General features: G+C 67.5%; 22 protein-coding genes. 12 read left to right on the top strand and 10 right to left on the bottom strand.

What is annotated here, in order from left to right; genetic code table 11:
• Window positions 1-5: 5 nt before the first annotated feature.
• Window positions 6-2,729, bottom strand: a complete 2,724-nt coding sequence (locus tag C491_RS09330) for a DEAD/DEAH box helicase (RefSeq protein ID WP_005555548.1) — start codon at window positions 2,727-2,729, stop codon at window positions 6-8.
• A gap of 2 nt (window positions 2,730-2,731) precedes the next feature.
• Window positions 2,732-4,282, bottom strand: a complete 1,551-nt coding sequence (locus tag C491_RS09325; protein ID WP_005555546.1) for a ribonuclease H-like domain-containing protein — start codon at window positions 4,280-4,282, stop codon at window positions 2,732-2,734.
• A gap of 113 nt (window positions 4,283-4,395) precedes the next feature.
• On the opposite strand from C491_RS09325, the gene C491_RS09320 reads away from it, so the two are divergent.
• The 8 genes from C491_RS09320 to C491_RS09285 all read left to right on the top strand — a co-directional run bounded on the left by C491_RS09320 (window position 4,396) and on the right by C491_RS09285 (window position 13,537).
• On the top strand, window positions 4,396-4,641 hold the full coding sequence (locus tag C491_RS09320; protein ID WP_005555544.1) for an antitoxin VapB family protein: 246 nt from the start codon (window positions 4,396-4,398) through the stop codon (window positions 4,639-4,641).
• The gene (locus C491_RS09315) at window positions 4,638-5,030 is read left to right on the top strand and encodes a PIN domain-containing protein (protein ID WP_005555541.1); all 393 of its coding nucleotides are present in this window, start codon (window positions 4,638-4,640) and stop codon (window positions 5,028-5,030) included. Before C491_RS09320 ends, C491_RS09315 begins: the two co-directional genes overlap by 4 nt.
• 51 nt (window positions 5,031-5,081) lie before the next feature.
• Window positions 5,082-6,095: a thymidylate synthase gene (gene thyA / locus C491_RS09310; protein WP_005555538.1), complete on the top strand. Its 1,014-nt coding sequence runs from the start codon at window positions 5,082-5,084 to the stop codon at window positions 6,093-6,095.
• Window positions 6,092-6,622: a dihydrofolate reductase gene (locus C491_RS09305; protein ID WP_005555536.1), complete on the top strand. Its 531-nt coding sequence runs from the start codon at window positions 6,092-6,094 to the stop codon at window positions 6,620-6,622. Before thyA ends, C491_RS09305 begins: the two co-directional genes overlap by 4 nt.
• Window positions 6,622-7,470 carry a fructosamine kinase family protein gene (locus C491_RS09300; RefSeq protein WP_005555534.1) on the top strand — a complete coding sequence of 283 codons (849 nt, stop codon included), beginning with the start codon at window positions 6,622-6,624 and terminating at the stop codon, window positions 7,468-7,470. Before C491_RS09305 ends, C491_RS09300 begins: the two co-directional genes overlap by 1 nt.
• Window positions 7,471-7,639: 169 nt before the next feature.
• Entirely contained in the window at window positions 7,640-10,402 is a 2,763-nt protein-coding gene (acnA, locus tag C491_RS09295) for an aconitate hydratase AcnA (RefSeq protein WP_005555532.1), read from the top strand.
• Window positions 10,403-10,521: 119 nt separating this feature from the next.
• Window positions 10,522-11,250 carry an alanyl-tRNA editing protein gene (locus C491_RS09290; RefSeq protein ID WP_005555530.1) on the top strand — a complete coding sequence of 243 codons (729 nt, stop codon included), beginning with the start codon at window positions 10,522-10,524 and terminating at the stop codon, window positions 11,248-11,250.
• A 112-nt stretch (window positions 11,251-11,362) separates the two neighbouring features.
• Window positions 11,363-13,537, top strand: coding sequence for a thioredoxin domain-containing protein (locus C491_RS09285; RefSeq protein WP_005555528.1), 2,175 nt, complete (start codon window positions 11,363-11,365; stop codon window positions 13,535-13,537).
• A 4-nt stretch (window positions 13,538-13,541) separates the two neighbouring features.
• On the opposite strand, the gene C491_RS09280 is transcribed toward C491_RS09285, so the two are convergent.
• The gene (locus C491_RS09280; RefSeq protein WP_005555526.1) at window positions 13,542-13,928 is read right to left on the bottom strand and encodes a TlpA family protein disulfide reductase; all 387 of its coding nucleotides are present in this window, start codon (window positions 13,926-13,928) and stop codon (window positions 13,542-13,544) included.
• 90 nt (window positions 13,929-14,018) lie between these two features.
• Here C491_RS09280 and C491_RS09275 point away from each other — a divergent pair, with 90 nt between their 5' ends.
• The 3 genes from C491_RS09275 to C491_RS09265 all read left to right on the top strand — a co-directional run bounded on the left by C491_RS09275 (window position 14,019) and on the right by C491_RS09265 (window position 16,890).
• Window positions 14,019-15,077 (top strand): Leu/Phe/Val dehydrogenase, encoded by a 1,059-nt coding sequence (locus tag C491_RS09275; RefSeq protein ID WP_005555525.1) that lies wholly within the window; start codon window positions 14,019-14,021, stop codon window positions 15,075-15,077.
• 95 nt (window positions 15,078-15,172) lie between these two features.
• The gene (locus C491_RS09270; protein WP_005555523.1) at window positions 15,173-16,150 is read left to right on the top strand and encodes a PLP-dependent cysteine synthase family protein; all 978 of its coding nucleotides are present in this window, start codon (window positions 15,173-15,175) and stop codon (window positions 16,148-16,150) included.
• 62 nt (window positions 16,151-16,212) lie between these two features.
• Window positions 16,213-16,890, top strand: coding sequence for a hypothetical protein (locus tag C491_RS09265; protein WP_005555521.1), 678 nt, complete (start codon window positions 16,213-16,215; stop codon window positions 16,888-16,890).
• Between the two features lie 27 nt (window positions 16,891-16,917).
• Here the strand turns inward: C491_RS09265 and C491_RS09260 are convergent, their stop codons facing one another.
• The 7 genes from C491_RS09260 to cyaB form a co-directional block, all read right to left on the bottom strand.
• A complete protein-coding gene (locus C491_RS09260; RefSeq protein ID WP_005555519.1) occupies window positions 16,918-17,436 on the bottom strand; it encodes a DUF5804 family protein in 519 nt (172 codons plus the stop codon).
• 54 nt (window positions 17,437-17,490) lie between these two features.
• Window positions 17,491-17,928: a universal stress protein gene (locus C491_RS09255; RefSeq protein ID WP_005555517.1), complete on the bottom strand. Its 438-nt coding sequence runs from the start codon at window positions 17,926-17,928 to the stop codon at window positions 17,491-17,493.
• A gap of 73 nt (window positions 17,929-18,001) precedes the next feature.
• Window positions 18,002-19,180 carry a tRNA sulfurtransferase gene (locus tag C491_RS09250; RefSeq protein ID WP_005555515.1) on the bottom strand — a complete coding sequence of 393 codons (1,179 nt, stop codon included), beginning with the start codon at window positions 19,178-19,180 and terminating at the stop codon, window positions 18,002-18,004.
• A 49-nt stretch (window positions 19,181-19,229) separates the two neighbouring features.
• A complete protein-coding gene (locus C491_RS09245) occupies window positions 19,230-20,120 on the bottom strand; it encodes a dihydrodipicolinate synthase family protein (RefSeq protein WP_005555513.1) in 891 nt (296 codons plus the stop codon).
• Window positions 20,121-20,178: 58 nt separating this feature from the next.
• The gene (locus C491_RS09240; protein WP_005555511.1) at window positions 20,179-21,483 is read right to left on the bottom strand and encodes an MFS transporter; all 1,305 of its coding nucleotides are present in this window, start codon (window positions 21,481-21,483) and stop codon (window positions 20,179-20,181) included.
• Window positions 21,484-21,596: 113 nt separating this feature from the next.
• Window positions 21,597-22,802, bottom strand: coding sequence for a methionine adenosyltransferase (locus tag C491_RS09235; protein ID WP_005555509.1), 1,206 nt, complete (start codon window positions 22,800-22,802; stop codon window positions 21,597-21,599).
• Window positions 22,803-22,954: 152 nt separating this feature from the next.
• A complete protein-coding gene (cyaB, locus tag C491_RS09230) occupies window positions 22,955-23,500 on the bottom strand; it encodes a class IV adenylate cyclase (protein WP_005555507.1) in 546 nt (181 codons plus the stop codon).
• Between the two features lie 88 nt (window positions 23,501-23,588).
• On the opposite strand from cyaB, the gene C491_RS09225 reads away from it, so the two are divergent.
• On the top strand, window positions 23,589-24,557 hold the full coding sequence (locus tag C491_RS09225; protein WP_005555506.1) for an FKBP-type peptidyl-prolyl cis-trans isomerase: 969 nt from the start codon (window positions 23,589-23,591) through the stop codon (window positions 24,555-24,557).
• The last annotated feature ends 250 nt before the right edge of the window (window positions 24,558-24,807 follow it).

The raw sequence follows: 24,807 nt of genomic DNA, 5'->3' as shown, positions 1-24,807 counted from the left end.
GCGAATCAAGAGTAGAACAGCGGGGGCCGCCGATCGCTGCCGGATTCGCTCTCGGCGGCGTCGGCCTCAAGCGCCTCTCCACTCTCGTTTCCGAGCAACCGATCCAGCACGTCGACGGCCGCCTCGCGGTGTAACGGCTGGTTGTCGTTGCCACACTGGTCGTCCATCACGCAGGCCGGACAGCCGTCGACGCGGCCACAGTCGCAGTCCGCGATCAGCTCTCGGGCCCGCTCGGCGACGGCCTCGAAGTTCTCGTAGATCGCCCGCGAGAAGCCGAGGCCGCCGTCGATTCCGTCGTAGATGAACCAGCCGCTCTTCGGCTCGTGCTCGAGCCCGTCGGCGATTTGCCTGACGGTCGCCTCGGCCGCGGCGACGTTGCGCGGGGCCTCGCCCGACGTCCCGCCCTTGCCCGTCGTCCCGTTCTCGCCTCGTTCCCGCTCGAGGTGCGAATCGATCGACAGCGTCGCGAGTCCGCCCAGATCGCGCTTGTCGACCATTAGCTCGAGCGGCGCGACGCCGATGGTCGCGTGTTCGGCGGCGTGGAGGCCGCCCGCGTAGCCGAGGTGGGCGGTCTCCGCGATTCCGTCTTCGTCTCCGTCCCCGTCCTCGTCCTCGAGCGAGAACTCGCGGTAACGCTCGACGAGCGCCCGCTCGAGAGCGTCGGGTACCTCGAGCCAGCAGAGCTGAGTCTCGATCGACAGCGGCGGGTTCTCCGTCGGGAGTCCCTGTTCCTTCGGATCGCCGTTGTCGACGTCGACCCGGTCGTAGGTGCCGTGGTAGACCAACACCTGTCCGCGCCCGAAGTGCAGCGTGAAGTCGCCGATCTCGCGGGATTCCTCCGAGACTGCGTCGAGAACGGTCACGTCGGTTCGGGTTCGAGTGTAGCAGTCGGCGTCCGTCGGCCGGAGCGTCACCGTGGGTCGGGGCGAGTCGTGGTCGACCGCGCACACCTCGTACTGTCGGCCCTCGTGGAGCCTGACCGCGCCCTCGTGAAAGTCCCGCAGGACTCGCTCCTCCGCGAGGGGCTCCATCTCGGGATCGTGTCGCTCGTCGACGCCGTCGGCGAGTTCGACCGCGTACTCCTCGCCCGACGTCGCGTACAGCGAGATCGACCCCTGGGGGCGGGGCGGGCCGACGTAGGAGATCCCGGTCTCGAGGTGGCCCGCCAACCGGCCCGCGCGGCACCACATCTCGACGGCGCGCTCGAGTCGCTCGCGCTCGGCGAACGCGCCCGCGTCGGCTCCCTTGAGGGCGAGTTCGTCCGCCGCACACAGGAGGTGCCGGGCGAACACTGCGTCGTTGTCGACGTCGACGACCGCGTCCTCGACGTCGGTCTCGAGCAGGTAGTCGGGGTTGTTCGCGACGTACTGATCGAGGGTTCGATGTCCCGCCACGAGCACCGAGAGCGCCCGCCTGGTCCCGCGGCCCGCGCGGCCGATCTGCTGCCAGAACGACTGGCGCTGCCCCGGGTAGCCGAGCTGGACCGTCGTGTCCATCTCGCCGACGTTGATCCCCAGCTCGAGGGCGTTCGTCGAGGCGACGCCGTCGAGCGCGCCGGTCTTGAGTCGGTGTTCGGTCCCGTGGCGTTTCGTTCGGGAGTGGCCGGCGTGGTAGGGTTCGATTTCGCTCCCCCGATCGGGGTTCGCGTAGTACCGGCTTCGGTCGCGGCGGTGGGTCGACGCCCGCTTGACCGACAGCTCGGCGAGCTTCCTCGAGGGCGTAAACAGCAGCGTCTGGGCGTCGTGGTAACACAGGTGCGAGAGGAGCTTCGGCGCCTCGACGCTCGCGGGGACGCGTTCGACGACGGCGTTGTCAGCTTCGTCCTCGCTCCCGCCGGCAGTCGCCGAATCGCCGTCCGAACCGTCCGCTCGCGCTCGAGCCGGCGGGTTCCAGAGCACCAGTTCCCGCGGTCCAGTCGGAGAGCCGTCCTCGTCGACGACGGTAACAGATTCGGCGATCAGGGCGCTCGAGTGCTCGCCTGGGTTGCCGATCGTCGCGCTCGTGAGCGCGAACTGCGGGTCGGCGCCGTAGTACTCGAGCACCCGCTTCAGCCGACGAATCACCCAGGCGACGTGCATACCGTGGACGCCGGTGTAGGTGTGGGATTCGTCGACCACGACGAGGTCGCAGGTCGAGAGAAAGCGCGCCCAGCGGTCGTGATCGTGCAGGTACGTGTTTACGCCCGCGAAGTTCGAGATAATCACGTCGGCCCCCTCGCGGATCTGCCGTCGGGTCTCGCCGGGGTCCGTGTCGCCGTCGTAGACCCGGACCGAGATATCGAGTCCGAGCACATCGAAGAAGTCGTTCAGCTCCCGCTCCTGATCCCGCGAGAGCGCCTTCGTCGGGTACAGCACGTACGCGGTCGAACGCTCGCCGCGAGCGCGCGCCTCGAGGACGTTCCGGGCGATCTGGAGGGCGTAGATCCGGGTCTTGCCCGACGACGTGCTCGTCGCGACGCAGATGTTCTCGTCGTGCTCGAGCGCGGCGAGCGCCTCGGCCTGGTGGGCGTACAGGTCGTACTCGAGGGGGCCGGCGAGTTCGGGCCGCAGGACCTCGTCGTTCGGCACCGTCGACGCCTCGCGGCCGGGGATCTCGAGGACGGAGACGTCTTCCTCGTCGCGGTAGCGGGGGAACGTCTCGAGCAGCTCGTCGCCGGTGACCGGCACGTCCTCTCGGCTCCCGTCGGTCGGCTCGGTCCCGTCTTCGTCCGCGGCGTCGTCCGTATCCATGCTCAAAAATCACCCAGTCCGGTCTGTTCGCCTCCCGTCGTTCCGCTCGGGGTCGCTCCCTCGGCCTCCGCCGGGGACGTGTCGCTCGAGTCCGTCGCCCGCGGCGCGTCCCGAAGTCGCTCGTAGACGTGCCACAACGCTCGACAGTCGTCCTCGCAGTAGGCCTCGTGGCGACCCCAGTCGAACTCCTCGCCGGTTCGCAGAAACCGCTGGTAGGCCGCCGCGGTCTGCGCGCCGTCGAGGCCCGTCTCCGCACCCTCGTACCCGAGCGCGCCGGCGACGTCCTCGAGTTTGTTCGTCCGACCCGGGAGGAGCGCATGCCCCTCGCGGACGGCCCAGTCGTAGAGGTCGAACTTCGGCACCGACTCCCACTCCTCGACGTAGTACGGCACGTGGCGTGCGACGAACGCTCCGAGGTGGCGGTAGTCGAAGCGCCAGCCGTTCCAGGTGAGCAGCGCTCTGTCGGGGTGGCTGGCGAACAGCCAGTCACAGAGGGCCTCGAGCACCGGCGCGGGATCGTCCGGATCGTCGCGCTCGACGAACGCCCGGTAGGAGTCGTCGGCCGGGTCGTAGACCCCGATCTGCCAGAGGATCGTCGGCGAGAGCCCGTCGGTCTCGATGTCGAGACACAGCGGCGGTCGACCGCTCTCGGCCGGCAGCGACTCGTCGGTGAGCCGTCGGGGTTCGCCTGCCTCGAGGACGGTCGCATGGCGGTGCATCCGGTGTGCGCTGTCCCGACCGACGCCAGGGTAGCCCGCGAGTTTGTCGATCGGCGTCTCGAGCAGTTCGGCTCTGGTCGTCACCTCGGCGTCGGCGAGTCGCTCGGCCGTTTTCGGTCCGATTCCGGCAACCGCCTCGAGGCCGAAGTCCGAACGCTCGTAGGTGTCGACGGCCGTGACACCGGTTTCGTCGAGTTCGAGGACGGACAGCGACGCCGAGCCGCCGTAGCCCTCGACGGGACCGGCACCTCGAACCCGAACGGAGACGCAGTCGTCCCCCGCGGGTTCACACTCGAGTTGCGGCTCGTGCTCAACGGCCCGAATCGCGCCCGTCTCGGCTGCGAGGTGCCACAGCTCGTCGTAGCCGGCGGGGACACCGCTAGTCAGGACGGTCGTCACGCGGCCGGGCGGCAGTGCGGCCGCGAGTTCGGCCGCCCCCTCGAGGCCCGTCTCGAGCGCCGTCGGTCGCGTCGTCGTCGTCACGTCGTCACAGACGACCGCGATCGGGGTCGAACGCGAGTCGGACAGCGCACTCGAGACGTCCGCGGGAGACGCCCGAAGCGCGCGAAGACTCCGAACGACCGCAATCTCAAGTTCCGTTCCGATGGGCTGACGGGAGACGACTTCCCCGTCCGTCTCGAGGGGTGGGTGAAACGCCGGCGCGTCGAACATCTGTCGTGTCCGCGCGAATGCCCGCGCCTCGCGTTCGGGGCCGAGCAGCCAGACCGCGTCGGGCTCGAGGGTCGTATCGACATCTGCGAGGGTCTCGGTCGGACGCCCGAGAACGGCTGACGGCGGCAGGGCGAGCAGGCGGGCGCCGTCGCGATTTGTCATCGGACGGAGAGACGGATGGACGGACAAAGAGGGTTTGGGCAGCACGGTGAAAGTGGACGATGTCGGCGTTCGGCGCCGCAACGGTTAACCGCTGGCTGCACACACGTGTATACATGGCCGACACGGAGTACCGAAACGTTCGGCTCACCGAGGAGGCGTACCGACGGCTCGAGAGCCACAAGCGAGCGGGCGAGTCGTTCTCGGACACCGTCGAACGGATTGCCGGTGAGCGGTCGCTGCTCGACCTGTCGGGGATTCTCACCGAGAACGAAGCCGAGGAGATGCGCGAGGCGATCCACGAACGCGACGATCGGTCCCGCGAGGAACTCGATCGCCTCGTCGACGATCTGGACTCGTGATCGTCGACACCGACGTCCTCATCGACGTGATGCAGGACCGCGATGTGGCGAAACGGAAGATCGCGTCCCTCGAGGAACGCGGCGTTCCGCTTCGCATCTCGGCGGTGTCGCAGTTCGAGCTCTACCACAGCCTCGAGCGCGTCGAGAACGCCGGCGAACGTCGTCGGCAGATCGAACTCGTTCTCGACACGCGGACGGTGTACCCTGCCGACAGCGCAATCATGAAGAAGGCGGGGAGAATTGACGGCCGACTCGCCTCTGCGGGACGGGCGATCGGCATCGGCGATACGATCATCGGGGCGACCGCGCTCGTCCACGAAGAGCCCGTCCTTACGAGAAACGTCGCACACTTCGAGCGCATCGACGGGCTCGATGTCGACTCTTACTGAGCCGAGACCATCTCGGAACCCACAAGACCGAGCGTCCGAAACGCAGGTACAATGCACCAGTACCTCGAGCTCGTCGACTCGGTACTCTCGGACGGGACCCACAAACCCAATCGGACCGGGGTTGACACGATCTCGTCGTTCAGTGAACACTACGAGGTCGACCTGCAGGAGGGGTTTCCGCTGTTGACGACCAAAAAGATGGACGGCTACCGCTGGAACTCGATGCTCCACGAGGTCGCCTGGTACCTCTCGGGCGAGGAGCACATCCGGGAGCTGCGCGAGGAGACGAAGATCTGGGACGCGTGGGCCGACGACGAGGGGCACCTCGACACCGCCTACGGCCGGTTCTGGCGGCGGTATCCGGTTCCCGCCGACGAGAGCCAGCTCGATGGCGAGTCCTGGCCCGACGAGAGTCACCGCTGGGTCACCGAGGAGGGTAATCGAAGAACGTTCGATCAGCTCCAGTACGTCGTCGACACGCTCTCGGACTCGCCGAACTCCCGACGACTCGTCGTCAACGCCTGGCACCCCGCGAACGCGGCCGTCTCGACGCTGCCGCCCTGTCACTACTCGTTCGTCTTCAACGTTCAGGGCGATCGGCTGAACTGCCACCTCACGCAGCGCTCGGGCGACGTCGCGCTCGGAATCCCGTTTAACATCGCGGCCTACGCACTTCTGACGAAGGTCGTCGCCAGACAGACCGGGTTCGAGCCCGGCACCTTCGCCCACACCGTCGTCGACGCCCACGTCTACTGCGGACGCGGCGAGCGCGGCGAGTGGTACGCCGACAACCTCGAGGCCCTCCAGTCCCGGCTCGCAGACGTCGACGACCGCGAGGAGTACCTCGAGATCCGCGAGTGGCTCGAGAGCGAAGCGCCCGCCGAGGCCGACGGCGACGAACGGCTCGATCACGTTCCCGGCCTGCTCGAGCAGTGCTCCCGAGAACCGCTCGAGCGGCCGATCCTCGAGATCGGCGACGCCTCGATCGACGACCTCTCGGTGGCGGACCTCGAGCTGCGTGGGTACGACTCCCACGAGGGGCTTCGGTTCGCGGTGGCCGAATGACCGCTCCCGAACTCGAGACCGACCTCGAACTCGCCGCCATCGTCGCCGTCGCCGACAACGGCGTCATCGGGAGGGACGGCGAGATGCCGTGGCACCTCCCGGCGGATCTGGAACACTTTAAGCAGACCACCATGGACCACCCGGTGATCATGGGGAGGGTGACCTACGAGGGGATCCTTGAGGCGCTGGGCGAACCGCTGCCGGGACGGACGACGGTCGTGCTGACGAGCCGAGAGCTCGAGACGCCCGAGAACGCCGTCGTCGCGAACGATCTCGAGACGGCTCTCGAGGAAGCCGAGCGCGCGGCAGAGGTGCGCCACGACGGCGCCGACACTGCCTTCGTCGCGGGCGGGGCGACGGTTTACGAACAGTTCCTGCCCGTCCTCGATCGGCTGATCGTCACCGAGATTCACGATGCTCCCGACGGCGACACCGAGTTCCCCGACTGGGAGCGCGACGAGTGGACCGAGGTCGACCGCGACGAGCGCGACGGGTTCGCGTTCGTGGAGTACGTCTGCGAGGAGTGATGGCCGAGTCGATCGCCGACGCGGTCGCCCGCGCGATCGGGACCGACGTCGTCGGGACAGCCGCGCTCGAGGGCGGCCAGATCGGTTCGGTCCACCGCGTCGACCTGGCCGACGGCTCGTCGGTCGTCGCGAAGACGGGCGAGACGCCCCTCGAGGTCGAGACGTTCATGCTCGAGGCGCTTGCGAGCGAGAGCGAACTCCCGGTGCCGGAGGTCTACCACACCGATTCCGACCTGCTGGTGCTCGAGTACGTTCCCGGGACGACCGACCACGGCCCGGCCGCTGCGCGGGACGCGGCGGACCACCTGGCCCGGCTGCACAACGTCGGGGCCGAGGCGTTCGGGTTCGAACGGGACACCCTCACCGGTCCGGTTCGTCAGCCGAACCCGTGGACCGACTCCTGGATCGCGTTCTACCGCGACCAGCGCCTCGCACACGCCGCCGAACTCGCGCTCGAGTCGGGGTCGCTGTCGCCCTCGCTCGCGGAGCGCCTCGAGACCCTCTCCTCGGAACTCGAGGACCTGCTCTCCGAGCCCGCAGCGCCCGCGCTGATCCACGGCGACGTCTGGACCACGAACGTCCTCTCTCGGGACGGCGAGGTGACGGCGTTTCTCGACCCCGCGACGTACTACGCCCATCCTGAAATCGAACTCGCCTATATCGACTGGACTGGAACCTTCGGCGAGGAGTTCTTCGAGCGCTACCGGGAGCGCCGCGGAATCGAGGCGGGCTTCTTCGAGCGCCGGCGGCACGTCTACCGGCTCTATCCGCTGCTCGTCCACGTTCACCTCTTCGGCGGTCGGTATCCCGGACGACTCGAGGCGACGCTCGAGCGATTGGGGTACTAACTTCGACCCGGGAGGGAACGAACTCCTCGAGCGACTCTCGAGTCCCGCCCGCTTACTCCGGACCCCTCGAGCTACTGAAACACACCCCCTGACCGCCAAATATAGGGAGTATATGTTCTCTAGGGAATATTCTCGAGGGATTCAAATACCACGGGTTCGCAGCTCGAATATGGTAGTTGATGAGTTCTCGGAGGCGATCCGGGAGTTCGAACACGACGGCGAGACGTACAAGATGGCGGACCTCACGGTCCTCGAGGAGGAGGGGCTTTGCGAGCTCGAGACACTGCCGGTGAGCATCCGGATCCTGCTCGAGTCGGTGCTGCGAAACGCCGACGGCGATCAGATCGACGCCGAGTCGATCCGCGCCGCGGCATCCTGGGAGCCGGACGTACCCGACGCCGAAGTACCCTTTACCGTGTCGCGGGTCGTCCTGCAGGACCTGACCGGCGTTCCCGCAGTGGTGGACCTCGCGGCGCTGCGCTCGGCCGCGGACCGCAAGGGCGTCGACCCGACGGTCGTCGAACCCGAGGTCCCCTGCGACCTCGTGATCGACCACAGCGTGCAGGTCGACCACTTCGGCAGCGACGACGCCTACGAGAAGAACGTCGAGATCGAGTACGAGCGAAACGAGGAGCGCTATCGCGCGATCAAGTGGGCCCAGCAGGCGTTCGAGGACTTCGAGGTCGTCCCACCGGGAACCGGGATCGTCCACCAGGTCAACCTGGAACACCTCGGGCGCGTTGTCCACGAGCGCGAGGTCGACGGCGAGCAGTGGCTCGTCCCCGACACGCTCGTCGGCACCGACAGCCACACTCCCATGATCGGCGGCATCGGCGTCGTCGGCTGGGGCGTCGGCGGCATCGAGGCCGAGGCCGCCTTGCTCGGCCAGCCGATCAATATGAGCCTGCCGGAGGTCGTCGGCGTCCGCCTCGAGGGCGAACTCCCCGAGGGCGCGACCGCGACGGACCTCGTGCTCCACATCACCGAGAAGCTGCGCGAGGTCGGCGTCGTCGACAAGTTCGTCGAGTTCTACGGCCCCGGGGTCGCCGAACTCTCGGTCGCCGACCGGGCGACCATCTCGAACATGGCCCCCGAACAGGGGTCGACGATCAGCATGTTCCCCGTCGACGAGAAGACCCTCGAGTACCTCGAGCTCACGGGCCGGGATCCCGACCACGTCGAGCTCGTCCGCGAGTACCTCGAGGCCCAGGGGCTGTTCGGCGAGCAGGAGCCCGAGTACACCGAAACCGTCGGCTTCGACCTCGGCGACGTCGAGCCGAGCCTCGCGGGCCACAAGAAGCCCCACCAGCGCATCCCGATGGGCGACCTCGACGAGCACTTCCCGAACCTGCTGCGGGAGGAGGGCGTCCTCGGCGCGGGCGGCGAGCCCGCAATCGGTGACGGGAGCGGTGCGACCGCGGCGGATGCGACCGACGCCGGCCCCGGCCTCGAGCTCGACGAGAAGGTCCCCGTCGAACTCGAGGACGGCACCGAGGTCGAGATCGGCCACGGCGACGTCCTCGTCAGCGCGATCACGAGCTGTACGAACACCTCGAACCCGTCGGTGATGGTCGCCGCCGGCCTGCTGGCCCGCAACGCGGCCGAGCAGGGACTGGCGGTGCCCGACTACGTCAAGACGAGTCTCGCGCCCGGCAGCCGTGTCGTCACGGAGTACCTGAAACGTGCGGACCTACTGGACGACCTCGAGGAGCTGGGGTACCACGTCGTCGGCTACGGCTGTACGACCTGTATCGGCAACTCCGGGCCGCTTCCAGAGCCGATCGAGAACGCGATCGACGAACACGACCTCTGGACGACGAGCGTCCTCTCGGGTAACCGGAACTTCGAGGCCCGCATCCACCCGAAGATCAGGGCCAACTACCTCGCCAGCCCGCCGCTGGTCGTCGCCTACGGACTCGCCGGCAAGATGGATATCGACCTCGAAAACGAGCCGCTCGGCACGAACGGCGACGGCGAGGCGGTGTACCTCGAGGACGTCTGGCCGGACGCGGAAGAGATCCGCGAGACGATCCACGACGCCGTCTCCCCCGAGATGTTCGCGGAGAAGTACGCCAGCGTCTACGAGGGTGACGAGCGCTGGGAGGCCCTGGACGCCCCCGAGGGCGACGTCTACGATTGGGACGACGAGTCGACCTACATCCGCGAGCCGCCGTTCTTCAAGGAGTTCCCGCTCGAGAAACCCGGCGTCGGGAACGTCGAGGGCGCTCGCGCGCTGTTGACCCTCGGCGACACGGTCACGACCGACCACATCAGCCCCGCCGGTCCGTTCAGCGAGGGGCTCCCGGCGGGCCGCTGGCTCGCCGCACAGGGGGTCGAGCCCTACGAGTTCAACACCTACGGCTCCCGCCGCGGGAACCACGAGGTCATGATGCGGGGGACGTTCGCCAACGTCCGCATCGAAAACGAGATGCTCAACGGGACGGAGGGCGGGTACACGGTCCACCACCCGACCGGCGAAGAGACCACGGTCTTCGAGGCCTCCGAGCGCTACCGCGAGGAGGACACGCCGCTGATCGTCATGGCCGGGATCGAGCTCGGCACCGGCTCGAGTCGCGACTGGGCCGCCAAGGGGACCGACCTGCTCGGGGTCCGCGCGACGATCGGCAAGAGCTACGAGCGGATCTACCGCGACAACCTCATCGGGATGGGCGTCCTCCCGCTGCAGTTCGACGACGGCGAGGGCTGGAAGGAGCTCGGCCTCGCAGGCGACGAACACTACACGATCGAGGGGCTCGAGGACGGTCTCGAACCCAACGCCGAACTGACCGTCACCGCCGAAGACGACGACGGCGAGACGACGGAGTTCACGGTGACCGCGCAGGTCGACACGCCGATGGCGGTCGAGTACGTCGAGAACGGCGGCGTGCTCCACCTCGTGCTGCGGCGGCTGCTGCAGGCCGAACTGAACTGATCCCGAGCGACACCGACTCTTTTCGTGGCTCGCCCGAACCCGGCGAGCGCGAGGTAGAGAAGCGTCCCGCCGGAGAGCGAGCGCCAGCGTCTTTGGGGTTCCGGACACAACGTCGAGCGATGACCGACCTGCGATACCTCCCCGACGCGGACGACGTGACCGCGTTCACCGCAACGATCACGGAGACGGGCCAGGACAGCGTCTTCCTCGACGGGACGTACTTTTACCCCGAGGGCGGCGGCCAGCCCGCCGACCGCGGCGTCCTCGAGTGGGACGGCGGCCGCGCGGACGTGGTCGACGTCCGGAAGGATCACGGCGACGTGCGCCACGACGTCGAACTCCGAACGGGGGAGCTTCCGACCGAGGGGACGACGGTCGAGGGTCGGATCGACGAAGACCGTCGGCGGAAACTGAGCCGGATGCACACTGCCCAGCACGTCGTCTCCCGCGTCGTCCTCGATGAGTACGGGGCGGGCACCGCCGGCAACCAAATATACCCGAATCGGTCGCGGATCGACTTCGAGCCCGCGTCGTTCGGCGAGGAGGATCTCGAGCTCATCGAGCGGCGGTCGAACGAGGTCGTCGAGCGCGACCTCCAAGTTGCTAAGAAAAACCGTCCGCGGCCGGCCGTCGAGGAGTCGGTCGACGAGGGTCGCGCACTGTTGGATCTAATCCCCGACTCCGTCGACCCGCTTCGCGTGGTCGAGATCGAGGCGTTCGATCTCTGTCCCTGTGGCGGTACCCACGTCTCCCGGCTCGGCGAGATCGGGCGGCTAACCGTCACCGACCACGTTTCGAAGGGCGAGAACACCGAGCGAATCGAGTTCGAGCTCGAGGAGCCGGCCTGAGTGACGGCTCGCGTTCCGGTCACAAGGAGCGGGGGCTCGAGCGCGTCGTCACCCCCATCGTCGCGTTCACGGGTACGCCGAGCTTTTCCGGCGTCCGACCCTACGGTATCTCATGAGTACCCCGACCGAGCGCAATCGGCTCGACGAGGAGGAGAGCCCCTATCTGCGCCAGCACGCGGACAACCCCGTCAACTGGCAGCCCTGGGACGAGCGGGCCCTCGAGAGCGCGCGCGAACAGGACAAGCCGATCTTCCTCTCGATCGGTTACTCGGCGTGTCACTGGTGTCACGTCATGGAGGAGGAGAGCTTCGCCGACGAGGAGGTCGCTGACCTCCTCAACGAGGAGTTCATCCCGATCAAGGTCGACCGCGAGGAGCGCCCCGACGTCGACAGCATCTACATGACCGTCTGCCAGCTCGTCAGCGGCGGGGGCGGCTGGCCGCTGTCGGCCTGGCTCACGCCGGAAGGAAAACCGTTCTACGTCGGCACGTACTTCCCGAAGCGCTCGAAACGGGGCCAGCCGGGCTTTCTCGACCTGCTCGAGGGGCTGGCGGACTCCTGGGAGACCGACCGCGAGGAGATCGAGAGCCGGGCCGACGAGTGGACCGCGGCTGCAAGGGATCAGCTCGAGGAAACGCCCGACTCGATCGGCGCCGCCGAACCACCCTCGAGCGACGTCCTCGAGCGAGCGGCCGACGCCGCGCTGCGCAGCGCGGACCGCCAGAACGGCGGCTTCGGCTCCGGCGGGCCGAAGTTCCCCCAGCCCGCCCGACTGCGGGTCCTCGCCCGGGCGTACGACCGCACCGGACGCGACGAGTACCGCGAGGTCCTCGAGGGCTCGCTCACCGCGATGATCGAGGGCGGACTGTACGACCACGTCGGCGGCGGCTTCCACCGGTACTGCGTCGACGCCGACTGGACGGTCCCCCACTTCGAGAAGATGCTGTACGATAACGCCGAGATTCCGCGGGCGCTGCTCGCGGGTTACCGGCTCACCGGCGACGAGCGCTACGCCGGCTACGTCCGGGAAACCCTCGAGTTCGTCTCCCGGGAGCTGACCCACGACGAGGGCGGCTTCTTCTCGACCCTGGACGCCCAGAGCGAGGACCCCGAAACCGGCGAGCGCGAGGAGGGCGCCTTCTTCGTCTGGACGCCCGCGGAGGTCCGGGAGGTCCTCGGGGACGAAACCGACGCCGACCTCTTCTGTGCCCGGTACGACATCACGGAGTCGGGCAACTTCGAGGGGCAGAGCCAGCCCAACCTCGCGGCCTCGATTTCCGAACTCGCCGACCGGTTCGATCTCGAGGAGCGCGAGGTCGAGGAGCGTCTTGAAAGCGCACGCCAAAAACTGTTCGAGGCACGCGAGGAGCGCCCGCGACCCAATAGAGACGAAAAGGTGCTGGCGGGCTGGAACGGCCTGATGATCTCGACCTGCGCCGAGGCCGCCCTCGCGCTGGGCGAGGATCGGTACGCCGAGATGGCGACAGACGCCCTCGAGTTCGTTCGGGATCGGCTCTGGGACGCCGACGAGGGGCGGCTCTCACGGCGGTACAAGGACGGAGACGTCGCCGTACAGGGAAACCTCGAGGATTACGCCTTCCTCGCTCGCGGGGCGCTCGGCTGCTACGAGGCCACCGGTGAGGTCGACCACCTCGCCTTTGCGCTCGAGCTGGCTCGCGGGATCGAGGCCGAGTTCTACGACGCTGAGCGCGAGACGCTGTACTTCACGCCCGAGAGCGGCGAGTCGCTCGTGACCCGGCCCCAGGAGCTGACCGACCAGTCGACGCCCGCCGCCGCGGGGGTCGCGGTCGAGACCCTGCTCGCGCTCGAGGGCTTTGCCGACGAGGACGACGAGTTCGAGGGGATCGCGGCGTCGGTCCTGGGAACCCATGCCGGTCGCCTCGAGTCGAACGCGCTTCAGCACGTGACGCTGTGTCTGGCCGCCGACCGCCTCGAGTCGGGAGCGCTCGAGATCACGGTTGCCGCCAACGAGCTTCCCGACGAGTGGCGCGAGGCGTTCGGCTCGCAGTACCTGCCCGATCGGCAGTTCGCGCTCCGACCGCCGACCGAGGCGGGGCTCGAGGAGTGGCTCGACGAACTGGAGCTCGCGGACGCACCCCCGATCTGGGCCGGCCGCGAGGCTCGCGACGGCGAGCCGACGCTGTACGTCTGCAGAAATCGAACCTGCTCGCCGCCGACCCACGACGCCGACGAGGCGCTCGACTGGCTCGAGGCGTCGGAGACGAGCGGAGAACTGGGCGACGACGCCGACGACGTCCCCTTCTAGGGACTCAGACCGTTTCAGTCTCGAGTTCGGACTCGAGCTGTTGTGCGAGCCAGACGGCGGGCGGGATGCGTTCTTCCTCGACGAATCGGGTGATCTCCTTGCCATCGTCGTCCTCGACGACGATCGTCGGAATGTACTCGACGTCGTAGGCGTCGACCTTCGGTCCCTCCTTGTTTTCGTCGAGGCTGATCTCCTCGATCCGGTCGTCGGGCACGTCGGCGGCCTCGAGCGCCGCGGCGAAGTCGGGCAGCAGCGCTCGGCAGTCCTTACACCAGTCGCCGGCCCAGACTCGGTAGGTCACCTCGTCGCGGTGGGCCGCCAGCGTATCGACGGCGTCTTCGTAGGAGGCGGCGTCCCACGTCGGGTTCGGTCGCATGGTCTCGAGGCTCATACCCTCGAGTTTCGGCTCCGGGGGCTTAACCGCCGCGCTTCGGCGAACGGATCGGTGACATTTTTACGGGAAGCAAAAGAGATATTAGTCATGGTATTCGACGCGATCGGCGACGCCGGCCACGAACAGGTATCGTACTTCACTGATCCGGAGACGGGGTTGCGAGCGATCGTCGCGATCCACGACACGACGCTCGGGCCCTCACTGGGGGGCACGCGGATCCTCGACTACGACTCCGAGGAGGCGGCCCTCGAGGACGTGCTTCGACTCTCTCAGGCGATGACGTACAAGGCGGCCGCGGCCGACCTCCCGCTGGGTGGCGGGAAAGCGGTCATCCTCGGCGACCCCGACGAGGTCAGAACCGAGGCGACCCTCGAGGCCTACGGCCGCGCGGTCGACCGCCTGGGCGGACGGTACATCACGTCGGTCGACATCAACTCGAGCGCCGCGGAGATGGACGTCGTCGCCCGCCGGACCGACCACGTCGTCGGCGCGAGCGACGGCCTGGAGAACCCGTCGGGCGTGACCGCACACGGGGTATTCTGCGGGATCCGAGCCTGCGTCGACCACGTCTACGGCGAGGACGACCTCGAGGGGCTCGAGGTCGTCGTTCAGGGACTCGGCAAGGTCGGGCGGTCGCTGGCCGAGGAGCTGCTCGAGGCCGGCGCCGCGGTGACGGTTTCGGACGTCGACCGGGAAGCGACAGAGGCGTTCGCGGCCGAACACGGCGCCGACACCGTCGCGCCTGACGTGGTGTACGAGCAGCCCTGCGACGTCTTCGCTCCGTGTGCGATCGGCGGAATCCTGAACGACGAGACGATCCCCACGCTCGAGTGTGAGATCGTCGCGGGCGCGGCGAACAACGTGCTGGCCGAACGCCGCCACGCCGAGGCGCTTCACGAGCGGGAGATCCTGTACGCGCCCGACTACGTGATCAACGCCGGCGGCCTCGTGACCGTGGCCAAGGACCACTTCGGGGGTAGCTACGAGGAGGCCTACGCGGAAGCCGAGGCGATCGAGGGACGGCTGCGCGGGATGATCGAGCGCGCCGACGACGAGGGGACGACCGTCCTCGAGGCGGCCGAAGCTTACGCCAAGGACCGGATCGCGGGCGCCGACGGCGAGTCGCGGTCGGTGCCGCGGCCGTAGTCCGTCGAGCCGGTTCGCTCGCTTCCGGTCGCCGACACCGGCACGTCCTGCGAGGGCCAGTACGGGTTTACGTCTCGGCTTCCTACGCGCTCGCAATGAAGGGAAGCATCCTGGACACGATCGGTTCGCCGCTCGTCCAGGTCGACTCGCCGGAGGGGGCGACCGTCGCCGCGAAGGTCGAATCCTTCAACCCCGGAGGGTCGGCCAAGGATCGGCCGGCCCTCGAGATGATCCGAACGGCCGAACAGGAGGGGTTGATCGAGCCCGGCGACTGGCTCGTCGAGCCCACCAGCGGCAACACCGGGATCGGCCTCGCGCTGGTCGCGGCCGCCCGCGGCTACGATCTGACAATCGTGATGCCGGCCTCGAAATCCGAGGAGCGCCGCCGGATCATGGCCGCCTACGGCGCCGAGCTCGAGCTCGTCGAGGGCGAGATGACGGAAGCCCGCGAGCGCGCCGACGAACTCGAGGAACGAGGGGCAGTCCAGCTCGGGCAGTTCGAGAACCCCGCCAACCCGCAGGCTCACTACCGAACGACCGGCGAGGAGATCCTCGAGCAGGTCGGCGACCGCGAGGTCGACGCCTTCGTCGCCGGCGTCGGCACCGGTGGCACCCTCTCGGGAACGGGCAGACGACTCCGCGAGGAGTTTCCCGAGATGGACATCGTCGCCGTCGAACCAGCCGAAAACGCCGTTCTCTCGACGGGCGAACCCGGTAACGACGACTTCCAGGGGATGGGCCCGGGCTTCGTCAGCGACAACCTCGACGTCGACCTGATCGACCGCGTCGAGACGGTTCGCCTCGAGGACGCCGAGGACGAGTGTCGCCGCCTCGCCCGCGAGGAGGGGATCCTCGTCGGCCAGTCCAGCGGCGCGACGAGCCTCGTCGCGAACCTGATCGCCGAGGAGATCGCCGAGCCCGAGGCCGGCTGTCCCGAAATCCCGGACGTCTTCGACCGACAACCCCAGGCGACCCCCGAGCCCGACGGCGGGTCCCTTGAGGACTGCCCGCTGGTCGTCACCGTTTTCTGGGACAGCGGCGAGCGCTACCTCTCGACTGGTCTCTTCGACTGAGGGTACAGTCGCTCTTTCACCTTGCCGAACGCTCTTTATATCACACCTCATCGGTCTGATGTATGAACCGTCACTCGAGACGCGGGCTGCTGACCGGGACGGCTGGCGCAATCGCCCTCCTCGCCGGCTGCATCGGCGACGACCCGTCGGGCGCTGACGGCGGGACGAACGACGACGGACCCACGGACGACGAGACGTCGACCGACGACGAGGAGAGCGATGACAGTGCAGACGACAGCGAGAACGAAGATACCGAGGCGGACGATAGTGCGGAGACCGACGACGAGGACGAGGACAAGGGCGGGAACGGGGATGAGAGTCCGTCGATCGAGGACGCGCCGTTTACCACCACGGAGCCGCGCTCGGAGCCGGCCGCGACACTGCTGGCCGACCGGGAGGATGCCGACGCGTGGCTCGAGGACCGAAACGTCGGCGAGGAAGCCGAGACGTTCCTCGAGGAGACCATGTTCGACGAGGCCTCGCTCGTCGCGCTCGAGGCCCGTGGGCCGAACCTCTGTTACGAACTCGCTCTCGAGGCGGCGACACTCGAGGCGGGAGCGATCCGGCTCGAGGCGGTCGCCGACGACGGCGACGACGCCGACAGCTGCGCACAACAGGAGGTGACGGTAGGTCGGCTGGTTCGAATCTCCGACGGCGGTGATCCGGTCGATGAGGGGTCCGCGACGATCGCTGACCGCTCCGGAGACGCCCACGAGTTCGAACTCGGCGCCGACGAGTGAGGAGCGATCGGGGCTCGAGACCGTCGGCTACGGCGAGTGTTCCGCTTCGGTCAGTCGGACGATCAGCGTGTCCGCGACGTCCCGGAGGTCGTACTCGGGGAGTTCGCCGTCGGTGCGACGAACGTACAGCGGCTCGACGAGCCGCGGTCTCGTCGGGGCGTTCTCGGGACCGTCTGCCGTCTCGTCACCCTGATCGACGTCGGGTTCCTCCGGGCGCTCGAGCCCGTAGATCTTGCAGAACTCCCCGGTGTCGCCGGCCTCGAGGTCGCCATTTCGAAGCTCGGTCGCCAGCGACCGCGAGAGCCACTCCGTCTCGCTGACCGAGGGCTCCTGGACGAGCGCCTCGTCGACGAATCGGGTGAGGTACCAGTCGAGATCGTTCAGTAGCGAGACCGCCGCGCCGATACTGACGGTTCGAACGGCGAGGGCGTTCTCGAACGGCCGCTCGAGGTCGTACGTCGCGAGCGCCTCGCGGGAGGTTTCCCTCGAGAGCAGTTCGTACTGGAGGTTCACCTCGGGATCGCCGACGAGACAGACGCGGGTCACTGCCGGGGTGTTGGCGGATCGCAATAATGGGCGTTTCGTCTCCCGACGGAGCCGTCACTCGATCTCGGAGTCGCGTCTGACGACCAGTACGTCAGCGGGCGCTTCGTTGACGACGTACTTCGAGGCAGTGCCGAGGAGCTTCTCCGACACGCCGTCCGCGCCGGTCGAGCCGATGACGATCGCGTCGATATCGTGGTCGTCGGCGTAAGTTTCGATCGTCGTTCGCGGGATCCCGGTCGTCACGGTCGATTCGACCGTGATCCCGGCGTCGGCCGCGTCGCGTTCGATCCGTTCGATGACGCTCCGGGCCGCTTTTCGCTCCTCGGCGATCTTCTCCTCCAGTCCCTTCTGCTCCGGCTCATCGCGAGACTTCTCAACGACGTAGAGCACGTGCAACTCGGCGTCGTACTGCTTTGCCATCCGCAGGGCTCGCTTCGCGGCCAGCTCGGCGTTGTCGCTGCCGTCGGTCGGACAGAGAACCCGCTCGTACATATGCCGATTTGCGTTCCTCGAGGGAAAACGATCCCTCCTGAATGATCGTGGGTTGCCGTACCCGCGGGTGTGCTTATGGCTCGACGAGCGTCGCGTTCCGCGCGGCCGCCTCGGCTCGCTCGAAGAGGTCGTCCGGTTCGGCCTTGAGCAGCGGTTTCAGCCGGGCGTTGGTCTCGGCCCTGTCGGGCGCGACGCGGTTGCAGCCGGCGTCGATCGTCGACTCGGCGAAGGTTCCGATCTCGCGGGCCTGGGCGACGATCTCGTTTTTGTCTCGAGTCAGAAGCGGCCGGTGGATCGGCAGGCGGGTCGCGCGGCTCGTGACGCCGAGGTTCTGGACCGTCTGGCTCGACTTCTGACCCGCGGCCTCGCCGGTGACGATCCCGTGGGCGTCGACGCGCTCGGCCAGCACCTCCGCGGCCCGGTAGAAGAAGCGTCGCATCGAGAGCATCCGCCCCTCCTCCATCTCCTCGACGAGGACGGAGATGGTCTCTCCGCCGGGAACCTTGTAGACCTGCATGTCGAAGTTCGGGGCGTACCGCGAGAGTACTCGAACCGTCTCCATCGCGCGGGCCTCGTGATCGATCCCGCCGAACGGGCCCAGATCGACGTACACCGGGACGATCGGACTCCCGCGCTTCATCATCTCGTAGGCCGCGACGGGCGAGTCGATCCCGCCGCTGACCATCGCGATTACGGGCTCCTGGGCGCCGAGCGGAAGTCCGCCCGGACCGGATCGCTTCTCGAGGGAGAGGAAGGTACCCTCCCGGCGAACCTCGACGCCGAAGGTGAGATCAGGGTCGTCGAGGTCGACCTCGGGCTCGAACTCGTCTGCGACGGTCTCCCAGATGGTCGATCCGCCCTCCCGGGCGAGGTCCTCGCTGTCGTAGGGCAACTCCTTGTCGGCTCGTCGCGCGTCGACGGCGAAGCTGCCGCCGTCGTAGCGGGCGCGTGCGACCTCCTCGAGCGCGTCGAGGATCAGTTCCTTTTCGGTGCTGACCGTCAGACACGGACTGGCAGAGACGACGCCGAACGTGTCGGCCGCTGCGGCCGTCGCGTCTTCGACCGCCTCCTCAGTCGTGTGGATCAGGAGTCGGCTCCACCGGCGCTCGACCTCCCCGGGAACCGAACGGTCGTCGAGGACCGCCTCGAGGTTCTCAGCGAGGAGGTCCTCCATGTACCGCCTGACGGTGTTGCTCTTGGTGTTGATGTCCCCGTGGCGGACGAGGACGGTGTCGGCTCCCGGCGGGTGCATACCGAATCGTAGCCGGGTGGGAGTATAAGGGGATTACGAGGGGCGAGCGTCAACGCTCGGCGACCGCGAGGCTCTCCTCGAGCACCGTCCGGATCTCGTCGGCCGCGGCGTCGTCGGTCGAGACCAGTGGCGGACGGACCTCGTCGGAGGGGATCACGTCGCGGTGGACGAGCCCCGTCTTCGTCGCCTGGGCGAAGCCGTGGCTCGCGCAGGTCTCGAACAGCGGGGCGATCGCTTCCGACTGCAGTTCCTGTCCGCGCTCGGTTTCGGCCGCGTCGACCGCCTCGCGGAACGTCCGCGGAACGACGTTCGACAGCGCGTTGATTCCGCCGTCGCCGCCCAGCCGGATCGACGGCACGAGCAGGGAGTCGTAGCCCATCAGACAGCGGAACGCCTCGGGGGTCTCCCGGACGAGCGACTGGAAGTAGGTGAGATCGCCGCTCGAGTCCTTGATTCCGACGAACTCGTCCCGTTCGGCGAGAGCCGAGACCGTCTCGGGCTCGATCCGCTGGCCCGTGTACTGGGGGATGTTGTACAGCACGATCGGCAGGGTCGTCTCCTCGGCCACCCGCTCGAAGAACCGCTCGTTCCCCTGAGGGGCGTTCGCCGGGGTGAAGTACGGCGGGACCAGCGCGGCCGCGTCCGCGCCGGCGTCGGCGGCGTTGTCGACGTGGTCGACGGCCTCGCCGACGCTCGTCGCGCCCGAGCAGGCGATCACCGGGCCGTCGGCGTGGTCGACGGTTAGCTCGATCACGCGGCGGCGTTCCTCGGGGCCGAGACTCGGAAACTCCCCGGACGTGCCGCAGGCGAAGACGCTATCGACCCCGCCCTCCCGGAGGTGTGCGAGCAGGTCGACGAGCGCGGCCTCGTCGACCTCGCCGTCGTCGAACGGCGTGATGGTCGGACAGGCAATCCCGCTGAGTGCGTCGTGAAGGTCCATGGTAGGGGCAGTATCGCTCGCGTGAAAATCGTTGCTGTCGCGGCGATACCGCGGGGGATCAGGCCGCCGACTCCTCGACGGTCGGGCTCAGGCTCCCGGTGTGGCTGTAGACGCCGGCGACGAGGACGACCCCGGCCAGCAGAGGAACGACGGTGCTCACCGCGTACATCACCTCGAACCCGATCGTCTCGGCGAACGGCACCGCGATCATCGGACCGAGTCCGCCGCCGACGTCGCCGAGGACGTTGTTCGTCCCCATCGCCCGTCCCATCCGATCCTCTTCTGTGAGATCCGCTAGCAAGGCGGTCAGCGGACCGCCGACGCCGCCTTGCCCCGCCCCGATCAGCGCACAGGCGAGCACGACGGCGGGTAGCGAGGGCGCCACCGTCAGGACTGCAAAGCCGACACAGGCCGTAACCAGGAAGACGACGAGAATCGGAACCCGTGCGCCGACGGAGTCGCTCAGCGCGCCCCCGACGATCGTAAACACCGCTCCGGCCAGCACGGAGACCGCCATCAGCATCCCCGACGTCCCCTGGGCGCCGTACTCGAGATCGTAGCCGAACGCCGTCGTCGAGATCGTCAGCGCCTCGACCTGCAGGTAGATCACCAGCGTCGAGAACAGGACGCCGACGTACGCGAAGTAGAGCCCGAAGTTGACCAGCCCGACGGTGAGCGCGGGGACGGTTAGCTCGAGGTCCCACGGTTTGACCGAGGAGTCGCGCTCCTCGACGTGAGTCTCGGGGACGACGAAGTAGGCAATAACGCTCGCCAGCCCGGCGAAGGCGGCCGCGAGGACGAACGCCTCGGCGTTGCCGTAGCTCTCGCTGACGACTCCGCCGAGCACGAGTCCCGCGGGGAAGCCGAACGTGATCCCCGCGCGGACGATGCCCATGCTCGTTCCTCGCGAACCAGAGTCACTGACGTCGGCCGTGATCGTGTACGCCGTCGCGAACACGAGCGCGCTGCCGACGCCCCACATGACTCGAGCGACCATGAACCAGGCTTCGGGGACGTCCGGCAGGAACCACAGTGACGGATGGGCGGCGAACAGGGCGACGACGTAGCCAAAGGTCGCGACGCCCTCGATCGCCAGCCCCGCGATGAACGGTTTCCGGGTGCCGATCCGGTCGACGAGCACGCCCGCGGGCGCGTTCGCGACCAGCCTGGTCCAGCGGTTGGCCGCGAGGATCGCTCCGACCATAAACGCGGAGATTCCCAGCACTTCCCCGAGATTCGGCAGGATCGGGAAGATGACGCCGCCGCCGAAGCCGACGAAGAAGGTGCTCACGACGACGGCGAGGACGACCGAACGAGGGGAGACGTCGAGCGGTTCGCTCGAGTCCGGGGACGCTTCGGACATGCCAGTGTTTCGATTCGTAACTCGATAGGCCGGACCCGATCTTGATTATTCCGAACGACGGAGATCGTGCCGGTACCGGGTGGCCGAAAACGACGGCCGAACGCGAAACAGCGCTAGAACGTGGTCAGCTCGCCGTCGATGACCTGGCGGGTGATCTCGGTGACGTCGCCAAGTTCGGCGTCGACGATCGTCTCGACGTCTTCCTCGACGTCCTCGAGGGCGACGCCCTCGTTGGTGACGACGTGGACGTCGGCGACGTGGGGTTCGTCGATCGGGCGACCGATCTGGGAGAGCAGCCGAACGCGCAGGTCGCGGATCCCGTCGACGTCGTCGACGACCGACTCGGCGATCGACGTTGAGAGCAGGTTGTAGATCTTCCCGATGTGGTTGACGGGGTTCTTCCCGCTGGTCGCCTCCATCGACATCGACCGGTTGGGGGTGATGAGGCCGTTCGCGCGGTTACCTCGACCGACGGAGCCGTCGTCGCCCTGTTCGGCGGAGGTGCCGGTGACGGTCAGATAGATCGACCCCTCCTCGTAGTCGTCGGCGGTGTTGACGTGGACGTCGACCTCGCGGTCGGTGTGGTCGTCCGCGACCTCGCCAACGAACTCGCGAACTGACTCGACCGCGTCGGCGTACTCGTCGATGTCAGCAATGTACTCGTCGACCATCGCTGCGGCGACGGTGACGTCGATCCGGTCGCCCTCGCGTTTGCCCATGATCTTCACGTCGGGACCGAGTTCGGGGTGGGTGCTCGCGTACTCGCCGTTGAGCCGGCGCTCGGCCTCGAGGACGATTTGTTCGGTTTCCGTGAGCGGTGCGTGGCCGACGCCGAAGCTGGTGTCGTTGGCCATCGGAACGCTGACCTCGTCCTCGCCGAAGACCTCCTGGAGGTCGCCGCTGCCCTCGCCGAGCTTGACGTCGACGACGATGTCCTCGCCGTAGGTGAGCTGCGGGATCGTCTCCTCGAGATACTCGCGGGCGGCCCGCAGCGCGATCGTCTCGGCGGGGATCGCCTGCCCCTCGTAGCGTTTGGTCGCGCGGCCGACGATCAGCAGGTAGATGGGATCGACGACCTCGCCACCGCCGAAAGCGGGCGCGGCCTCGCCGGCGACCAGCTGGGTTTCGTCGGTGTTGAAGTGGAGCACTTCGCCGACGCGGTCGATGTACTCGCGGGCGAGCGCCCCGGCGACGCTCTCGGCAACGCCGTCACAGATCGAGTCGGGGTGACCGATCCCCTTTCGCTCGACGATTTCGACCTCCTGGTCCTCTACTGCCTGGCGGTCGATCGGTTCGACCCGGATATTCCGCTGACTCATTACTGGGAGTTAACCGAGCGTGGTTCTATAACTTGCGGAAACAGATTCCGACCAGAAAATGCCGAGGGGTAATACTGTCGGATGCTGTACACCGATGATCGATCCTGGCGGGCGCGACGGGTGATCCTCCAACGTGATGTTCAGCGAGTCACCTATCCGGACTCGAGCAACAGCTCCAGATACGACGTCCGAAGCTGATCGTCGGGATCGAGCCCGAGTCGCTCGAGGACGTCGAATACGCCCTCGCGGGCGTCCTCGAGGGCGCTCTCGTCGTCGACCTCCGTCTCGACTTCGACGTACTCGCCGACGTCCTCGACCGAATCGAGGGTGATCGTGTACCCCTCGAGGGCGAACCGTTCGCGCTCTTTGCGGACCGTCGCGGCGGGTTCGAACCCGAGCTTCGTCAGGACGGCGTCGACCTTCTCCCCGTCGCCGACGGCGGTCTCGACCTCCTCGCGGCTCTTCGAGGCGTCGTCGACGAGGGGTCCCTTGTAGGTGAGGCGGTTCTCGTCGGGACCGTCCTCGAGTCGTTCCGTGCGGATGCGCAGCGCCTCGTCGGTCTCGGGAAACGAACGATGGGGCGCGTCGTAGTAGGTGTCCGCCTGGACGACGGCGCCCGTCGGCGTCGCCTCGAGTTCGTCCAGCCGAGTGCGGACGACCTCGAGATCGGCGGGCACTTTGACCTCGACCTCGTACATACGTCGGAAAAGGCGGACGGGTCCTAAGTAACAGTTGCTCTCGGGAGAAAACGTCGTACTTAAATGTGGACGGGCGGACGTACAACGTATGACCGAGGAAGAGGAAGCCGAAGCCGAAGCGCAGGCCGATGACGTCGACGAGAACGAAGACGCCAACGAAGCCGAGGGGCTTCAGGCCGGCGACTTCGTAACGCTCGCCTACACCGCCTACACCACCGAGGACGACCAGCTGGTCGACACGACCGACCCCGAGGTCGCCGAGGAGGAGGGCGTCGCCGACCAGGCCGAGGAGTTCGAGCCGCGGACGCTCGTCCTCGGCGAGGGCCACATTTTCGACGAGGTCGAGGACGCCATCATCGGCGGCGATGTCGGCGACTCCGGCACCGTCACGATCGAGGCCGCGGAGGCCTTCGGCGAGTACGATCCGGACGACGTCCAGACCGTCAGCGCCGAGAAGATCGACGAGGACGACCGCTACCCCGGCGCGAACGTCCAGATCGACGGCAAGCAGGGCTACATCAGCACGATCGTCGGCGGCCGCGCCCGCGTCGACTTCAACCACCCGCTCGCGGGTGAGGACGTCGAGTACGAGTACGAGGTCGTCGAGGAGGTCGACGACATCGAACAGCAGGCCGCCGGCCTGTTCGAGATGTACCTCGGAATGGAGCCCGACCTCTGGATCGAAACCGACGAGGTCGAGGAGGAGGTCCCCGTCGAGTCCGACGAGGACGACGAAGACGAGGACAGCGAGCCCGAGTTCGAGACCGAGGTCGTCGAGAAGGAGACGCTCTACCTCGAGGCCACGCCCCAGATGACGATGAACCAGCAGTGGATGATGGGCAAACAGCAGATCGGCCAGGACGTCATCGACAAGCTGGGCGTCGACCGCGTCATCGTCCAGGAGGTCATCGACGGCATGGGCGGCATGGGCATGCCCGGCATGATGGGCGGCATGGGCGGCGGTGCCGGCGGCGAGGCCGACATCGAGGAAGCCCTCGAGGAGGCCGACGTCGACGCCGACGAAATCGTCGAGGAGCTCGAAGGCGCCGAGGAGTAACGGTTCCGTTCTTGCGGTTTTCGTAATCCCGTCCAGACGCATCGCTGTTCGTTCGGTTCGGGCGACTCGAGCCGTCTATACCAGTAAGCATAATTTCGTTATTCAGAGTGGGGTATGAAACTCGCGTTCCGTACAGGTCGAGCAGGCAACGGAGCAGCAATCGAGTTCTCCGATAGCTGCCAAGAGAGGTCTGCTGAATAGAGAGCGTGTATGCAGCACACGCCCATTTGAACCTCTCTAATCGATCAGC

This window comes from Natronococcus amylolyticus DSM 10524, assembly GCF_000337675.1.
GTDB lineage: Archaea > Halobacteriota > Halobacteria > Halobacteriales > Natrialbaceae > Natronococcus > Natronococcus amylolyticus.
This window is presented reverse-complemented; position numbering and strand designations above follow the sequence as displayed.

Excerpts from the sequence above, each read along its gene's own strand:
- C491_RS09330 (WP_005555548.1), bottom strand. The coding sequence starts at position 2,729 with ATGGATACGGACGACGCCGCGGACGAAGACGGGACCGAGCCGACCGAC.
- C491_RS09325 (WP_005555546.1), bottom strand. The coding sequence starts at position 4,282 with ATGACAAATCGCGACGGCGCCCGCCTGCTCGCCCTGCCGCCGTCAGCC.
- C491_RS09320 (WP_005555544.1), top strand. The coding sequence starts at position 4,396 with ATGGCCGACACGGAGTACCGAAACGTTCGGCTCACCGAGGAGGCGTAC.
- thyA (WP_005555538.1), top strand. The coding sequence starts at position 5,082 with ATGCACCAGTACCTCGAGCTCGTCGACTCGGTACTCTCGGACGGGACC.
- C491_RS09305 (WP_005555536.1), top strand. The coding sequence starts at position 6,092 with ATGACCGCTCCCGAACTCGAGACCGACCTCGAACTCGCCGCCATCGTC.
- C491_RS09300 (WP_005555534.1), top strand. The coding sequence starts at position 6,622 with ATGGCCGAGTCGATCGCCGACGCGGTCGCCCGCGCGATCGGGACCGAC.
- acnA (WP_005555532.1), top strand. The coding sequence starts at position 7,640 with ATGGTAGTTGATGAGTTCTCGGAGGCGATCCGGGAGTTCGAACACGAC.
- C491_RS09290 (WP_005555530.1), top strand. The coding sequence starts at position 10,522 with ATGACCGACCTGCGATACCTCCCCGACGCGGACGACGTGACCGCGTTC.
- C491_RS09285 (WP_005555528.1), top strand. The coding sequence starts at position 11,363 with ATGAGTACCCCGACCGAGCGCAATCGGCTCGACGAGGAGGAGAGCCCC.
- C491_RS09280 (WP_005555526.1), bottom strand. The coding sequence starts at position 13,928 with ATGAGCCTCGAGACCATGCGACCGAACCCGACGTGGGACGCCGCCTCC.
- C491_RS09275 (WP_005555525.1), top strand. The coding sequence starts at position 14,019 with ATGGTATTCGACGCGATCGGCGACGCCGGCCACGAACAGGTATCGTAC.
- C491_RS09270 (WP_005555523.1), top strand. The coding sequence starts at position 15,173 with ATGAAGGGAAGCATCCTGGACACGATCGGTTCGCCGCTCGTCCAGGTC.
- C491_RS09265 (WP_005555521.1), top strand. The coding sequence starts at position 16,213 with ATGAACCGTCACTCGAGACGCGGGCTGCTGACCGGGACGGCTGGCGCA.
- C491_RS09255 (WP_005555517.1), bottom strand. The coding sequence starts at position 17,928 with ATGTACGAGCGGGTTCTCTGTCCGACCGACGGCAGCGACAACGCCGAG.
- C491_RS09250 (WP_005555515.1), bottom strand. The coding sequence starts at position 19,180 with ATGCACCCGCCGGGAGCCGACACCGTCCTCGTCCGCCACGGGGACATC.
- C491_RS09245 (WP_005555513.1), bottom strand. The coding sequence starts at position 20,120 with ATGGACCTTCACGACGCACTCAGCGGGATTGCCTGTCCGACCATCACG.
- C491_RS09240 (WP_005555511.1), bottom strand. The coding sequence starts at position 21,483 with ATGTCCGAAGCGTCCCCGGACTCGAGCGAACCGCTCGACGTCTCCCCT.
- C491_RS09235 (WP_005555509.1), bottom strand. The coding sequence starts at position 22,802 with ATGAGTCAGCGGAATATCCGGGTCGAACCGATCGACCGCCAGGCAGTA.
- cyaB (WP_005555507.1), bottom strand. The coding sequence starts at position 23,500 with ATGTACGAGGTCGAGGTCAAAGTGCCCGCCGATCTCGAGGTCGTCCGC.
- C491_RS09225 (WP_005555506.1), top strand. The coding sequence starts at position 23,589 with ATGACCGAGGAAGAGGAAGCCGAAGCCGAAGCGCAGGCCGATGACGTC.